The sequence below is a fragment of the Legionella qingyii genome (genome assembly GCF_003990155.1).
In the GTDB taxonomy this organism is placed as follows: domain Bacteria; phylum Pseudomonadota; class Gammaproteobacteria; order Legionellales; family Legionellaceae; genus Legionella; species Legionella qingyii.
On the sequence record NZ_RZGX01000002.1, the window covers coordinates 187,306 to 205,694 of the forward strand.

Genomic DNA, 18,389 nt, shown 5'->3' on the forward strand with positions numbered 1-18,389 from the left:
AAACTGAGATCTGTAAATCCCGGGTAATGCTTTGCTCACCTAGAATACAATAATATCTCTCAAGATGGAGATGACATTATTTGCGAGTATTGATAGCATGATGCAACCAAACCGGGATTTAGCAAATGGAAGTTGCTCATGCAGAACATTGTTAATGTATTACAAAACAGAGCCCAAAAATATCCTCATCAAGAAGCAATTCTTTACTTGGAAGATGGTGAACATAAAACAGCCGGACTTACCTTAGCTGAGTTGGATTACCATGCAAAAATCATTGCCGCACAATTACAAACCCGGCAAATGACTGGCAATCGCGTCATTCTTCTTTATCCGACTGGAATTGAATTTGTAACCAGTTTAATCGGATGTTGGTATGCTGGCATCATTGCCATACCAATCCCTTGCCCTAAAATAGATGAATTTGCGAAGCATGAGGCATTCCTGAATACTATTGCTGAGGATGCTGAAATTACCGCAGTCCTAAGCTTGTCTCAGTATCATTCAAGTATTGAAACAATCCTAAAGAGAAAGGTACCTGTACTGGCTACTGATGCAATCAAAACTCAGTCTGCAGAAGATTATCAATCAATCCCGATTAGTGATGACACCGTAGCCTACCTACAATATACCTCGGGGTCGACTTCGACTCCCAAAGCCGCAATCATCACGCATGGAAATTTAAAGCATAGTTTGCAAGAAACCATTAAAGCTTGGCATTACACCAAAAAGAGTATCACCTTGACCTGGGCTCCCCATACTCATGTATATGGACTGGTATGTGGGATATTAGTTCCCTTATATCACGGAACACAAGCCATTATTGTGCCTCCGGCCGCATTCATTAACAAACCTGTTACCTGGTTATCCGCTATTTCAACATATCGAGTAACTCATAGTGGTTGCCCAAACTTTGGTTATGATATTTGCGTGCGTGACATCAAAGAAATGGAACTTGCACAACTCAATTTAAAACACTGGAAAGTAGCAGTTAATGGGGGGGATATTGTTCAATATCAAACGCTTATTGATTTCGCCACCAAGTTTCGTTCTTGCGGATTTTCGTTAAATAAGTTTTGTTCCGCATATGGCATGTCTGAATTGTCTGGTGCAATTGCAGTAACCTCTTTTGGTTGTGAGCCTCATTCCTTACCACCTCAAACCGATGCAAATCCTCTTCAACGACGATTAGTCAGCAGCGGTAAATTATTGGCAGGATTGCTAGCAATTGCTGTTGATCCTGAAACAAAGCAACCCGTTGCTACTGGCGAAACTGGTGAAATTTGGTTATCCGGCAAATCACTGGCTCATGGATACTGGCGACGTCCTGATGAAACTCAAGCCGTGTTCCATGCAACCATTCCAGGCAGTGATCTCCACTATTTTAAAACGGGAGACCTTGGATTTATCCTAAATGATGAAATTTATTTAACCGGTAGATTAAAAGAAGTCATCGTGGTTTATGGAAAGAAATATTATCCTCTTGATTTGGAAATCACGGTTGCCCACGCACTCTCTCAGTTCAAGATAAAACTTCCGCAAGTAGCATTTTCTACAGAAATAGCAAACAAAGAAAAAATTATTATTGTGCAGGAACTGGCAGAAGAAACACCTCCATCATTATGGCCTGAAATCAAGAATGCAATTCGTCATGCAATCACTAAGCATCATGGTGTTGATATTCATGAAGTGGTTTTAAGCCCCAAAGGGGCCATCCCTAAAACGGGCAGTGGCAAATTACAACGAAAAAAAGCGCAATCACTATTTAATGAGCAAAGCCTGGCGGTATTGGCTCAGGATTTATCCGAGAACACCACCACAAACTACAATGCAAACCATGGTAAGCAAAATGAATTCAGTACGTTAGTAGCCAATGTACTCAACATAGATGAGAAAGAAATCGACTTAGATGCTCCTCTGAGTCGCTATTCCTTCGATTCGATTAATATTATTCATCTCACTACAGTGCTCAATGAAACGTATCATCTTACCTTATCCCCGGCTGCTTTATATGAATATGCCACTTTAGCAAAATTTTATACCGACTTATTAGCTGAACAAAGCGTTGAAACAGTGCATCATGAAGAAAAGCCACTTCGCGATGAATCAAATGATATTGCCATTATCGGAATGAGTGGTGTATTTCCGCAAGCCTCCGATGTAGATGCCTTTTGGAATAATTTATCGCAGGGGAAAGATTGCATTAGTGAAGTCCCCTTATCTCGCTGGAACTGGCGTGATTTGACTGTGAGATGGGGGGGGTTTATTGATCATATCGATCAATTTGATGCAACGTTTTTTAATATCTCGCCTCGCGAAGCTGAGTTAATTGATCCACAACAACGATTATTTCTCCAAACCATTTGGAAAACAATTGAAGATGCTGGATATAGCCCTTCAACCTTGGCCACATTGAAAACGGGTTTGTTTGTAGGGGTATTTAATCATGATTACGCCGAATTGCTGCAGAAAAATGAGGTCATGGACGCCTATCTTACAACAGGTACCATGAACAGCATGATTGCCAATCGTATTTCCTACATTTTAAACTTGCGTGGACCGAGTGAGGCAATTGATACAGCGTGCTCCAGTTCCCTCGTCGCGGTTCACCAGGCAGTCCAAGCGCTTTTACACGGTGATTGCGATCTTGCCCTTGCTGGCGGAGTGAATGCTTTGCTCACCCCCACCTCATTTATTGCCGCCAATCAAGCGGGGATGTTAAGTGAGGATGGGCGTTGTAAAACTTTTGATAAAAATGCCAATGGCTATGTCCGTGGTGAAGGCGCGGGTGCCATTTTATTGAAAAAACTAACTCAGGCCTTAGATGATGGCGACCATATTTATGGGGTGATTAAGGGAAGTGCAGTGAATCACGGTGGACATGTCAATACGCTCACCGCCCCCAATCCCAATGCACAAGCAGAAGTGATCATCGCAGCATGTCAACGCGCGCAAATAACAGTTGACACCATTCAATACATCGAAACCCATGGAACGGGAACTCCATTAGGTGATCCTATTGAAATAAATGGCTTAAAAAAAGCATTCCAATACCTGGCCTTGGAACAACAGCTTGAGTCCTTACCCAAACAATATTGTGGATTAGGAGCAGTGAAAACACATATTGGTCATTTGGAATCAGCAGCAGGAATTGCGGGAATCATTAAAATTTTATTAGCGATGCGTCATGAACTTTTACCAGCTAACCTACATTTAAATGAATTAAATCCTTATATTGAGATTGAGGACAGTCCATTTTATCTCCTGAATCAGCCAACCAAATGGCCGAAAACAGCAAATACTCCAAGAAGGGCTGGAGTGAGTTCATTTGGCTTTGGCGGCGCCAATGCTCATATTATCCTTGAAGAAAGTCCAGAGCGCCCCCAAACCTTATCTTTTAATCATTCTTCCTATCTAATTAGCTTATCTGCAATGACAACATCCGCATTGCAGCAACGAGCTGCTGAGTTGCTCAAATGGTTGGAGCAACAACGAAATGGACCTTCTTTAGCGGCACTCAGCTACACTCTGAATGCAGGCAGGCAGCATTTTTCCAAGCGTTTTTGTGTGATTGTGAAGACTGTTGAAGAATTAAAGGAGTATTTGAAGTCTATTTCATCCAGCGAAGATATTGAGCAATACGTGCTTGCAACCGAGCTATCCAATACAAATCATGAACATGCTTCCGATTTGAATCGGATACGCAATAGATACCTGCAAGGCCAATCGATTGATTGGAGCACAATCTATGGTGATTATAGGGAGAAAATATCGCTTCCTACTTATCCATTCGCCAAAGAAACGCATTGGGTAGAACTCAAAAGTAAATCGCATCAGGGTATGCATCCATTAATCGATGAAAATATATCTACATTCTCCACTTCTGTTTTTAGTAAGCAATTTTCAGGAAATGAATTTTATTTGCAAGAACATCGGTTAAATGATGAAGCAGTTTTGCCTGGGGCTGTGTGTTTGGAAATGGTTCGCGTTGCTGTAAGCCTAGCTTCAAATAATCAGCACGTTATCACACTAAGTAAGATAACATGGCAAAAACCGATCAAAACCCTGGATTTATCCTATCCCCTACATGTCCGTTTAGTTCCTGAAGCCGATTGTGTCTCATTTGCATTAACGGATAAAGATGGGACTATTTCCTACATGAGTGGCGATATCTATTGTGCGGATAGTACTCCCGATGCCCCTCACCTAGCGCTTAACCTTCAGGAATTAAAAACTGCATTGCCCCAAACTCAAGACCCCGATGCAATTTATACCTATTTTAAAAATATAGGGATAACCTACGGTCCGGCTTTTCAGGTCATTCAAACCCTAAACTTTGATGAGAATAACCTTTTGGCAGAACTTACCCTGCCTGCAACCCTCCCCATTAACAATAACGAATTCATATTGCATCCCTGTATGTTCGATGGGATTTTACAGACCACTCAGGTACTGCTTAAAAATCGTGAACTGCTTTACCTACCCTTTTCTATAACACAAATCGATGTTTATAAGGCTTTAACCAATACGTGTTATGTACGTGCCAACTTGATTTCTGCGGCAGATAACCAGCATATGCCCGTATTTAATATTCAAGTTACCGATACAGAAGGAACCCTCTTATTGGTCATTACGGGATTTACCTTGTGCGCAGTGCATGAGGCTGTTAAACCCGAAGCGACGGTAGCTTATTATTCTCCCAAATGGGATATTCAACCTCTGCACTCATCAACAAAACATCCAGACTCCATCCTGATTTTAGGAAGTGACCCGCAATTCATACAATCAATTAAGGACCACGTTCCAGTTCAGACTGTCTCATCCCTGCTTGTACAAGATTCTTATCCCGCAGATGTGATACTCGACTCACCTAGCGAATGCGTTATTATTGCTCTGGAAGACTTCAATGATGAACCCTATTCAGCTACAAAAATTGACTCCACTCAAAAAAATTTGGAGCGAACTTACTATCTGCTTCAAACGCTAACAGGCCAAATCTGTAAATTAAAGCCCAAGCATCCAGTGCAATTAGTTTGTATTAGTAAAAACCATTCGCTTTATTCACGTGCTTTAGTCGGCTTTGCAAAAAGCCTACACCAAGAACAATCCAATATCTCATGCCGTTTTATTGAATTACAGGATCTTGGCCTACTTGCGCAGGAACTGACTCAAAATGAGATTGAAGTTCGCTACGATGCACAAAACCATCGATACGTTCGCCATTATGAATCGCATCCTACCCCAATGGTAATGCCACAGACGCTTAAGAAATCTGGGGTTTATTTAATTACTGGAGGTATGGGAGAACTCGGTTATTTGTTTGCCACTTATTTGGCAGAGCATTATCAAGCCAAAATTGTTTTAACCGGCCGTTCACCCCTTTCGGAGCAGCATCAAAAACGGATTGCAGCACTGGAACAGAAGAATGCCTCGGTAGCTTACATAGCCGCGGACGTGTCATCTTACGAAGAAGTCCAGAACCTTATTCGAAGTACCAAAGAGCGTTTTGGTGCAATTAATGGCATTATTCATGCGGCAGGCCTTACCCGTGATGGATTTATTGTTAATAAAACAATCCCTGAAATCGCCAAGGTGTTAGCACCTAAAATTTATGGCACTTGTAATTTGCATGCAGCAACGCTTAACGAACCTTTAGAGTTCTTTGTGCTTTTTTCCTCTGTCGCTGCCGTGTTCGGTAATGCAGGGCAAAGCGATTATGCTTATGCCAATTGTTTTCTAGATGAGTTTGCCTGCGAGCGCGAACGACAAAGAGCTCTTGGTCATTGTTTCGGACATACTGTTTCGATTAACTGGCCACTTTGGGAGGAAGGAGGATTACGCATTGCTCCTGAATACCAACAGGTCCTTGAAGAAAACCTGGGTATTATCAGTTTATCGACACAACAGGGATTCACCGCATTCTTGCAGGCATTACAGTATCATTCTCCGAATTGTATTGTGCTCCCGGGGTATCAACAAAAACTCACGAGTGCATTACAAAATAACTCGATACTAAACCAATCAATAGCGACTCAGCGCCCAGTCCTTAACCCGGATTTTCGCAAACAGACTGAGCGCTTTTTAAGAAAAATACTTGCTGAAACCTTGAAGTGTCCGCCAGAACACATTGACCCCAAATCACCTTTCGAAAATTATGGCATTGATTCCTTGATGATCATTCAACTGAATCAGCGCTTAGCCAATGAATTTAGTGCATTACCCAAAACATTATTTTTTGAATACCGAAATGTGGCCGATTTAGCCGAATACTTCATGGAACATCATGCCAATGAATTAATGCCACACTTAACTGATGTTGAAGTCACTCTGATAAATTCAATTCTTCCATTGGCCATCTCGCCCAGTGTTACAAGAAATACACCGAAGTCGCAAGATATCGCCATTATTGGTATGAACGGACGTTATCCAGAAGCTAAAGATTTAACCACATTTTGGCATAATCTATACGCAGGAAAGGACTGTATCCGAGAAATTCCCAAGGAGCGATGGGCGTTGGCGGACTATTTTGATGGAGATCAAAACAATCCCGGAAAAACATACAGTAAATGGGGTGGTTTTTTAACCGATGTCGATCAATTCGACCCCCTGTTTTTTAATATTTCGCCACGCGAAGCTGCAATGATGGATCCCCAGGAGCGATTATTTTTAGAAACAGCCTGGAAAACCATAGAAGATGCCGGATATGCCCATGAAACATTAGCCGGAAAAAAAGTAGGCGTCTATGTAGGCGTGATGTATGGGCAATATCAGTTATTTGGTAATGAACCGGCTCATCCGAATCCATTTGTGCCAACAAACTCCATATTTGCTTCAATCGCCAATCGAGTTTCCTATTTTTTTGATTTTCATGGCCCGAGTATTGCGCTGGATACGATGTGCTCTTCCTCCCTTACTGCAATTCATTTAGCCTGCCAGAGCATTCACGAAGGCGAATGTGAGATGGCGCTCGCTGGTGGCGTGAATCTTTCTTTGCATCCCAATAAATATCTGTTGCTAAGTCATGGAAAATTTTTGGCAAGTGACGGGCATTGCCGAAGTTTTGGAGAGGGTGGCGATGGCTATGTACCCGGTGAAGCCGTCGGTGCAATACTATTAAAACCCTTGGATAGAGCATTAGCCGATGGAGATCTTATTTATGCGGTGATTAAAGGCAGTCATCTTAATCATGGTGGAAAAACAAACGGTTACACCGTACCTAACCCCAACGCACAGGCCAAATTGCTTGCTGAAACATACCAAAAAGCCCATATTAATCCAGCACATGTGAGTTATATAGAAGCGCATGGCACCGGAACCTCACTTGGCGACCCGATTGAAATGGCCGGATTAAATAAAGTATTTAGTCAAAAACACATGCCATACCATTGCGCCATTGGTTCAGTAAAATCTAACATCGGTCATTGTGAGTCTGCGGCAGGAATTGCTGCAGTAACCAAAGTGGTGTTGCAATTACAATACCAGACCTTGGTGCCTTCTTTGTTCTCGGAAACTTTGAACACCAACATAGATTGGTCGACGACACCGTTTCGTGTGCAGCAAACCGTTAGCAAATGGCAACAACCATCACCCAATGTGCCACGAATTGCCGGGATCAGCTCTTTTGGTGCTGGAGGTGCTAATGCGCATCTAATTTTATCTGAAGCACCGGAGGTACTGCCTTCACCGACAAACAACAAATCGCATTATTTGCTCACAGTATCTGCCAAAACCGAATTGGCTTTAAATCAACGTCTCGATGATTTATTAAGCTGGTTCGAACAAAATCCATTAGCCCAACTCGAACAAGTGAGTTACACCTTAAATGCAGGCAGAAGTCATTTTGACTGCCGTTGCGCTATGGTGGTAAGCACGCTTGATGAAGCAGTCCAATTAATCCAACAATTTAAAGCACAGCAACATACCGCGCCATTGTTTGTGCAAATACACGCTGGAAAAAATGCTGAAAATGCACTAATTAACTCCACCATCGTACCTATATTAATACAGCAATTGTCGCATCCGTCTCAATATAAAGAGACTTTGCTCGCGCTGGCAAAATTCTATGTTGAAGGTCAAAATCTAGATTGGCATCAAGTTCATGCAGGTGAATCCAGGAAAAAAATCTCCTTACCTACTTATCCTTTTGCTAAGGAACATTATTGGTATTCTGATGAAGAACAACTGACCTCTGCCGAGAATAGACAAGCCAATTTGGCATTAACCCAAAATGCACTCGTTGATAAACTGAATGCTTATCTTATTCGGCAAGTCGTTCAGATATTGAAAATACCGCCACACCGGATTGCACTGGAAAAAAATCTTGGTGAATATGGGATGGATTCCGTACATTTTATTCAATTGGCTAAAAAGATCACAGAACACTACCAAATCGAATTCACCCCTGCCGTGTTCTTTACACACAGCAGTGTGCGCTTAATTGGTGAATACCTGATTAACCAATTTCCGCAAGCCGTGGCTCAGGCACACCACGAAGTAGCACACCTGCAAATGAATGCCCCTACAGTAAAACCAAAGTGTATTGCAACGAGCGAAACTGAAGCAATTGCCATTATTGGTATGCAAGGGATTTTCCCACAATCAGATAATCCAGCTGCATTTTGGCAGCATTTGGTTGAAGGCCATGATTTAGTCACCGAGATCCCAGAAGAACGCTGGAACTGGCGTGATTATTATGGAAATGAAGCACATCAAAGTAACTCCAAATGGGGTGCTTTTATCAACAATTTTGATCAATTCGATGCGGGATTCTTTAATATTTCGGCCCGAGAAGCGAATCTTATGGATCCCCAACAACGACTCTTTTTGGAAACGGTATGGAAAACCATTGAAGATGCAGGTTACGATCCTTTTGCATTATCCTCGCAAAATGTTGGGGTTTTTGCTGGCGTTGAGTTCAGTGAATATCAGACTTTAATTGCCAAACAGCAAAATGAACATCATGGATTTATTGCAACAGGAAACTCGCACAGCATGATTGCCAATCGTGTTTCCTACTTTTTCAATTTCCAAGGACCAAGTGAAGCCATCGATAGCGCCTGTTCAAGCTCTTTAGTTGCAATTCATCGCGCAGTACAAGCAATTCGCCAAGGCGAATGCGATTTGGCTATCGCGGGCGGCGTTAGTCTCATCTTGAGCCCAGACACCCTAGTAGTTACGAGTCAATTGGGCGCCTTATCTGCAGATGGTCGTTGCAAAACTTTTGATAAAAGCGCAAATGGCTACGTTAAAGGTGAAGGAGTCGCCAGCCTTTTGCTAAAACCTTTAAAACAAGCACAAGAAGATGGCGATCACATCTATGGGATCATTAAAGCCTCAGCAGTAAATCATGGCGGTAAAGCGCAATCGTTGACAGCACCCAACGCAAAAGCCCAGAGTGAATTGTTGATTCGCGCTTACACACAGGCCAATATCGATCCCAATACTGTAACCTACATTGAAACTCATGGAACAGGAACCGCTTTAGGTGATCCTGTTGAGATTGAAGGATTAAAACTCGCATTTTCGTCCTTGCTTGCATCGAAAGCAAAGCAAAATTCGATTGCTTTAGGCTCTGTCAAAACAAATATCGGTCATTTAGAACCTGCATCAGGAATTGCAGGAATTATTAAGCTGCTTTTGGCCATGACTCATGAGACGCTACCCGGTATTTTACATTTTCAGGAGTTAAACCCTTATATCAATTTAACTGACACCCCCTTCACCATTGTCAAAGAAACTCGGGCTTGGCAACGCATCAAAAATGAGTTCGGCGCAGACATCCCGCTGCGCGCGGGAATCAGCTCTTTTGGATTTGGTGGAACGAACGCTCATGTCGTATTGGAGGAGGGTCGCCCCCACCAAAGACTAATGGAGAACCATCAGGCGAAACCCTATTATTTAATCACACTTTCAGCCAAACAGCAGGAAAGTTTGCACCAAAAAATAGTCGACCTGCAGCAATGGCTTCATAAGAATAAGGATACGATTTCCTTACCCTCACTGAGTTTTACCCTAAATGTGGGCCGAGCTCATTTTATGTACCGCTGTGCGTTGGTAGTCAATTCTGTTGATGCCTTGTGTCATGCATTAAACGGGTTAAGCAACCATGAAACTCCTGAATATTGCATGATGAACGAGGGCCAAACCTGGACGATTCAGGGGCCAGTATTTGATGAAGTTTATCAAGCTGCGATCAAAAAATTGCACCAGCCAGAGAACTCCGATCAATATCGTCATAACTTATTTATTCTGGCTGATTTATATACGAAACATTATGTCATTGACTGGCAACAGCTGTATGTCGAGGAACGAATTCAGCGTATGGGTACGTTACCTGCCTATCCATTCATAAAACAACGCTACTGGTATGATCTGGAAACAAACTCCATAGCAACACCCCAACCCGTGGTTCCTATAGTTAATAAGGGAATAATGGATTTCTCTAGCCAGACTTTAGCTTACTTACAACAGATATTCGCAGAAAAATTACGTACCTCTCCTGAACTTATCCAAGCGGATGAGACCTATGAAGTTTATGGTGTTGATTCTTTGATCGGTTTGGAAATTACGAACCGGTTGGAAAAAGACTTCGGTACCTTACCCAAAACATTACTCTACGAACGTAACCGATTAAATGATTTAGCTAAATATTTTATAAAAAATCATAAGGAACAATTGTCTGCGCTTGTGTCTGAGAGTGATGTTACGCCGATGGTAGCCCCCCTTGATATGGAAACGGTTAAACCCATAACCTCTACCTTCAAACATGCTAATCATTCATCTAAGGACATTGCCATTATTGGTTTAAGCGGCACATTTCCAATGGCCAACTCCATGGATGAGTTTTGGCAAAACTTAAGTTCCGGACGGGATTGTGTGGGTCAGGTTCCTGTTGAGCGCTGGAATTATAAAGACTATCCAGTACAGATTGGAGGTGAAGAACACTATTTCCCACATGGAGGTTTTATTCCGGATATCGATAAATTTGATCCCCTGTTTTTTAATATCTCGCCACGTGATGCAGGACTGATGGATCCACAAGAGCGTTTGTTTATGCAGTCAGTATGGTCCACGCTGGAGGATGCAGGTTATACACGAGACAAATTAAAGCGAAAAGCCAAAAATTCAGTCGGCGTTTTTGCTGGGGTGACTTATAATTTTTACCCATTGTTTATCGCAGAAGAATGGCAAAAAGGAAATCGAGTGCCATTGGATATCCAATCATTCTCAGTAGCAAACCGAATTTCTTACTTTCTTGATGTAAATGGTCCAAGCTTTGTTGTCGATACAGCGTGTTCTTCCTCGCTGGCGGCAATTCATCTGGCGTGTGAAAGCCTCTTGCGTGGTGATTGTGCCATGGCAATCGCTGGCGGGGTGAATTTGTCGTTACACCCGAGTAAGTATCACTTTTTGGGCAGTTTTAATTTTATGTCCGAGCAAGGCCGATGTACAAGTTTTTCGGATGGAGGTACGGGTTATGTACCCTCAGAAGGCGTCGGCACTGTCTTGTTGAAACCTTTAGCTGATGCAATTGCTGATAATGATATGATTTACGGGATTATTAAAGGCAGCAGCATGAACCATGGGGGAAAAACCAGCGGTTATACTGTTCCCAATCCTAACGCCCAAGCAGCGGTGATTTTGCAAGCTTTAAAAAATGCCGATATTGATGCGCGAACCATCTCTTACATTGAAGCACATGGCACAGGTACAGCCTTAGGAGATCCTATAGAGATTCGTGGTTTGCAAGATGCCTTTGAACACTATACGGAAGACAAACAATTTTGTGCCGTTGGTTCAGTCAAATCCAATATTGGACATTTGGAATCCGCAGCAGGCGTATCACAATTGGCAAAAGTACTCTTACAAATGCGCCACAAAAAATTAGCGCCTACATTACATACCACGCAATTGAACCCGTTTATTGATTTTCAAAACTCTCCTTTTTATGTTCAACAAGAATACACTGATTGGCAGCCTGGTGATAATGTACCTCGTCGCGCCGGGGTAAGCTCTTTTGGTGCAGGTGGTGCAAACGTACATATGATTGTTGAAGAATACATACCACCCGTAAAACAGCAGAGCACGGTGAATGTTCCATATATCTTTTTATTATCTGCATTAAACGAAGAACGTTTGTCAGCACAAATACAGCAAATGCATGGTTATATACTGCAAAACAGCCATGTAAAACATAAAGAATGGCTTAGAGATGCATGCTTCACGTTACAAACAGGACGTGAACATATGGCAGCACGCTTCGCGGTAATTGTATCAAATACAGATGAATTACTTGTGGCACTTGCAAACTATCCTCAACACAAGGGCACAAAAACCTGGATAAATCATCATTCTCAAAGTAACCTACAACCGATTGCTGAATTAATTCGTGATGCACGCTATGAAGAATTGGTTCAACATTGGGTCAATGGAGCAAAAGTGGATTGGGAACAATTATACCAACAACAATTGCCGCATATTGTCTCTTTACCTACGTATCCATTTGCTAAACGACGCTGCTGGATACCTACAAAAGAAGTAGAAATAGTACCTATGGCGCAACCTATAGTGGTGGAACCCGCGATTCAAGCGGTTGTTGCTAACACTGAAATGATTGATAGCCAGGATTGGCTTTACACTACCCAGTGGGAGAAAAAACCTCAAGCAACCCAGCCTGGATTAATCAATAGCGAAGGAAAATGGCTTATTTTCTGTGAGCCAGAATCCGTACCTTCATTAAAAAAAGAACTTGGCGAGAATAGAGGTATTTATTGTTTTATTCGCGATCAATACGCCATGATTGAAAACGATGTATTCACCATCAATGCGTCACAAAAAACTGATTATAAACTGCTCTTTGCCACAATTCACGCCCAATATAGAGACAATTTAAAAGGCGTTATCTATTTATGTCCTGCACTTAAAGAAAACCATAGCGATCCTAGTTTGGCATTATTATATTTGTTGCAAGCCCTAGTGCAGCATTCGTGGTCACATCAATTAACCTTCTGTCTTGCATCCCAATCAGCGCAACAGGTTAATTCTTCCGATACCATCAATATCTGGCAACATCATCTCTGGTCCATGACCCGTATTTTTGCCGCCGAACAAGCAAAATACCAAGCTTTACTACTTGATTTGGATGCAAATGAAGGTATAGAACATAATACCAAAATCCTGGTCAAGGAATTGGGGCATTACCAAGCCCAAGAAAATCATATTGCTTATCGTGCCGCTGAACGCTACACCATTCGCTTCATTCCTCATGGGACAACACCCAATCATGAGATGCCTTCCTCCTGGAAAACTCCTGTAGCTGCGTTAATTACTGGAGGGCTGGGTGCCTTAGGTTATGAAGTAGCAGAATTTATTGTCGCCCAAGGAACACGTTTTGTTTTGCTTACCGGAACGACAGAACTCTCATCAAAAACATTAGAGAAAAATACCTGGCTCAAACAGTTAGAAGCTAAAGGGGCGCAAGTTAGGTATGCTGCGGTAGACGTTGCGAATCAAGAACAAATGCGCCAGGCCATTATGGAAGCCGAAAAAGCATGGCAACAATCCATTGATGGCGTTTTTCATTTAGCGGGCGTCACTACCGATAATGTCACCATTGCCGAAATGGATGAAGCATTATGGCGTGATGTGTTACGCGTAAAAATACAGGGTTCGCTGGTATTGCATGAACTCTTTTTGCAAGCGCCATTATCTTGTTTCGTGCTGTTTTCATCCATTGCAGCGGTTCCCCATTTTGGTATGGCAGGACTCAGTGCTTATGCTGCAGCTAATGAGTTTATGAATGGCCTTGCTTTATATCGTCGTAGTTTGCACTTACCCGCATCAAGTATTAACTGGGTCGCCTGGTCAGAAAAAGGAATGAGCCACAGACATAATCATGATGCATTTTTAGATGCCGTTGGCATGGCTTCTTTAAGTATTAAAGAGGGTCTTGCATTGTTTCATGTTCTTCTTAGATTAAATCCTGCTGAAATTACAGTATGTAAGATTCAATGGAAGAAATTTTTACAGGTAAATGCTACCGCCAAACAGCTTGATTTCTTTACACATTTGGTTGCTGAATATGCTGCAAATACGCAAGCAACGGTTGTTTCCTCATTAAATCAGGAAGAAATTACAGCATTAGTCTTGAACCTCTTTGCTTCAGTATTAGGATTGGACGTTACTGAAATTGACAGAGAAGCCCCCTTCCAACAATATGGAATGGATTCCATTACTGGCATTGATTATACCGAGCAACTGGGTAAGCATTTCCCTGACATAGTCGCCCCTATGGACTTATATCGCTACCCTACACTGAAACAACTTACCGAGTACATCATGCAACGCGTGCAAATTAACATTGAGCCGGCCCCTGCACCTCTTTGTAGTGCCGAGAAAACTCTTGATCTGGATCAATTAAATGAGGCACAACTGAATGAATTGCTTGAATTGGAATTAAAAGAATTAGAGCTGGCTTATGAATGATACAACTACTTTAAAAAAATCATTATTAATGATCCAAAAGCTCAAGAAGCTTTTGCAGGAACAGAACGACAAGATATTTGATCCAGTGGCAATTATTGGAGTGAGTTGTCGTTTACCCGAAGCCAATAACCCTCAAGAGTTTTGGGAGTTATTATGCCAAGGCAAGAACGTCATTTCGCCAATACCTGACGAACGTTGGAAGCTTTTGCAAGGTACTCGAGAAGTAACTCAGCGTGATACCAATTTGCCTTATTGGGGAGGCTATCTGCGGCAAATTGAAGCGTTTGATGCCTATTTTTTTGGTGTTAGCCCTCGTGAAGCAATGCGAATGGATCCACAACAACGTATCTTATTGGAAGTCGCCTACGAATCCCTTGAAGATGCAGGTTTAACCGTTGACGCTTTAGCAGGCTCCAATATGGGCGTTTTCTCCAGCTTATATGCAAGTCAGTTTGGCCACTTGCAAAAACTCGATTCAGATATGGATGCTTTGTTTATTCCTACAGGAAGCGCCATCAGCATGGCAGCCAATCGTTTATCCTATTTGTTCGATCTACGCGGACCGAGCCTTGTATTAGATACGGCCTGTTCGTCTTCGCTCATCGCCATTCAATTAGCCTGTTTAAACCTACAAGCCAAATTGTGTGATACTGCGCTTGTCAGTGCAGTAAATATCAATTTATTACCTTCCGTTCATTCTGTTTTGGCTAAAGCGACTATGCTTTCTCCTACCGGACAATGCCATACTTTTGATGCCAAAGCAGATGGTTATGTACAAGGTGAAGGAGCCGGCTCCATTATTTTGAAGCCGCTTGCCAATGCATTACAGGATAAAGATAAGATCTATGCAGTAATCACTGGGAGTGCGATGAATCAAGATGGTAAAACAAATGGTTTAACTGCTCCTAATGGCTTACAACAAGAACAATTATTGCGATCTGCTTATCGAATGGCTAAAACCGATCCGGCGCATGTTTCCTATGTTGAATGCCATGGAACGGGTACATTTCTAGGTGACCCTATTGAAATTCAAGCGTTAGGCGAAGTACTTGGCAAAAATCGTGATGCTGAAAAACCTTGTTGGATTAGTTCTGTGAAAACCAATGTAGGACATTTGGAGCCTGCCGCAGGTATCGTGAGTGTAATTAAAGTCGCTTTGGCTCTAAAAAATGGTTTAATTCCACCCCATCTTAACTTTGTTAATCCAAACCCACATATCCCATTTGAGCGTTATTCTTTGTGCATTCCAAGTAAAGCAGAAAAATTACCCAGATACAGTGATGTCTGCATTGCTGGAGTGAGTGGTTTTGGTTTCGGTGGAGCCAATGCTCATCTTGTATTACGTGAACCCTCTATAAATGAGCAACCCACTTTTACCAACAACATTCCTAAAGATAAAGAATTATTTACGCTTTCGGCAAAAGAGCCCGCTGCATTAGCTGATTTGATTGGTCTTTGGTGTGATTATTTAAAAAATCATCCAGAAACGAATTTGGCACAGGTTTGTTATAACCTCCACATCAGGCGTTCTCATTTTGCGCAACGTTTGGCAATAATTACAGATTCAGTTGCGGATCTGTATCAAAAATTGGCGGCACTACGAGCCAATTTTGATGCCCCAAATGAGTCTGTTTTTATTAACAACGAGCAAAAAAAATCCACTCATCCAACTAAAATAGCGGAATTCGCAGCAATGGACTTGGCGACCTTGGCAAAAAACTATGTAAACCAAGTGCCAATTGATTGGAAAAAATATGAAGAAGAACGCACTTATCCCCCTCTGGATATGCCGTTTTATCCATGGCAACGTAAAATATATTGGCCAACCCTGGATCAAGGTTTTAATGATAAAGCTGCTATAACCTACCCTATGCGAGGAAAAACCCTCCCCTCACCTTTAGCAGCACGACAATTTGAATTTGTCTTTGATACAAAAGTAATGCCTGAAATACAAGATACCTTTTATGTGTTGCATGCGGGTTATTACCTGGAAATGTTAGCGTATGCAGCAAAACAATTACAACAAACCGTTTCGTTTAGGGTGCAAAACCTTAATTATTTATCACCCATATTGGTCCTGGATGGAAAAACTGTTTTAGTACATCTCATCATTGAAACAGGTGAAGAAAGCGACACCTTAGCGTTCCGCTTTTACAGCAATGATGGCAAAAAACACTGGGTAGAACATGCGACCGGTATTTTAGTCCTGAATACCACTCCTTACGCCAACCAACTTAAAACCAAGACAGAACTCATGCAACGACGTTCTGTCTCAGGAACTATGGAAACGTTTTATAACCGAATAACAAGCATGGGCATGCCTGCTGGTGATACGATTCGCTGGGCCCATCAATATTGGGCCAATAGTGAGGAATTGTTTTGTGAGTTACGCGAACCCAAAATCTCAGAGCGCGGAAAACAATTTGTAACCCAAATGCATCCAGGAATCATTGACGCCTGCATTCAGACACTCTTTTTATTACTGCCTAAACAATTCAACAAACCCTATATTGCATCACATATGGGAGCTCTTGAATTTTATGGCTCACTAGAAGACCAGAAATATATATACACTAAATTAAAGGAGCTGCATCCAGAAGGAAAACACATCATTGCTGATTGGTACTTGCTGGATAAAAACTATGAAGTAATCGCCATTTGCCATGACCTGTACATGAGCATACTCAATGATACGATGCAAATTAATCAAATCATGGACATTCAATCTCAATTCCAACTCGATTTATCACTGCCCTATGAAGCGTGTAAAGACAAATTAATCCATCATTTAATGGAGCAATTTGCCATGATCTTTTCCATGCCACAAAATGACATAAGCCCTTTTCAGTCCTTACATGAACTAGGAATGGATTCGCTGATGGCACTAGCAGTAATCCGAATCATAGAAACAACCGTTGGTGTCACTTATTCTTTACCCTTGATGATGCAAGGTCCATCAATCAATGAGATTGCTGAATATGTATTAGCAAGCCAATGGATAGGTTCCAAACAAGAACCCCCTGAACCTAAAACCCAGTTTGATACGCTTTGGATCACCAATCGAAAAATACAAACAAATGCCCAAGTACGCTTGTTTTGTTTTCCATACGGTGGCGGTGGTGCTTCAATTTATCGCGAATGGCAACAGGAATTCCCTGATTTTATAGAGGTGTGTCCGATACAGTTGCCAGGTAGAGAAAATCGGATGGAGGAGCAACCTCTTGATAACCTCGATACCTTGGTTTCATTATTAGCCCATCAGCTAAAACCTCAATTCAATTTACCTTTTGCGTTTTTTGGCCATAGTTTTGGTTCACTTATTGGATTTGAACTGAGTCGATATTTACGTCGCCATCATCTGCCGCAGCCAGCACATCTATTTGCATCGGCCTATCCAGATCCACGTATACCCTCCAAAAGTTTGGATAATCTGCTTGCAAAACTACAACAAATGAATATCAATTTATTTGATTTAAATTCGGAACGAATCAGTGAGTTAGACGATGATCAATTAACCGCCTTATCTACCGTATTTAAAGCAAATGGTATCGTTGATTACAGCGATGAGCGAATGAACAAGAGCATTATTAAAGTGTTACTGCCCATTTTTATAGGCGATATGAACATCGTTAGAAACTATAATTATCGTGATGAATCGCCCTTAACGTTCGGCACTACGGTATTCTTGGGCAAACAAGATACCTGGGTCGCTCCTACAGACCATTACGGATGGGCTGAGCATTCATTAGAGCATTGCGAGTTCCATGAATTTGATAGTGGGCATCTTTTTATAAGAGAAAAAGAAATAAGAACAAAAGTAATTAAAAAAATTACAAAACAGCTCATGTGTTTTAATGAGGCAGAATGTGAGGTTTAATTACAATCTAAATACAGCATAGATTGAAATC

Annotated in this window: 2 protein-coding genes; both read left to right on the plus strand. The window is 41.8% G+C overall.

Annotation, left to right across the window (positions count from 1 at the left end):
• The first annotated feature begins 138 nt into the window (after positions 1 to 138).
• Positions 139 to 14,481 carry an SDR family NAD(P)-dependent oxidoreductase gene (locus tag ELY20_RS02040; RefSeq protein ID WP_110141038.1) on the plus strand — a complete coding sequence of 4,781 codons (14,343 nt, stop codon included), beginning with the start codon at positions 139 to 141 and terminating at the stop codon, positions 14,479 to 14,481.
• Complete coding sequence (locus tag ELY20_RS02045; RefSeq protein ID WP_110141037.1) at positions 14,474 to 18,358, plus strand: beta-ketoacyl synthase N-terminal-like domain-containing protein; 3,885 nt, start codon at positions 14,474 to 14,476, stop codon at positions 18,356 to 18,358. The genes ELY20_RS02040 and ELY20_RS02045 overlap by 8 nt, the downstream gene beginning before the upstream one ends.
• The last annotated feature ends 31 nt before the right edge of the window (positions 18,359 to 18,389 follow it).

Coding starts and splice junctions, on each gene's coding strand:
- ELY20_RS02040 (WP_110141038.1), top strand. CDS start 139: ATGCAGAACATTGTTAATGTATTACAAAACAGAGCCCAAAAATATCCT.
- ELY20_RS02045 (WP_110141037.1), top strand. CDS start 14,474: ATGAATGATACAACTACTTTAAAAAAATCATTATTAATGATCCAAAAG.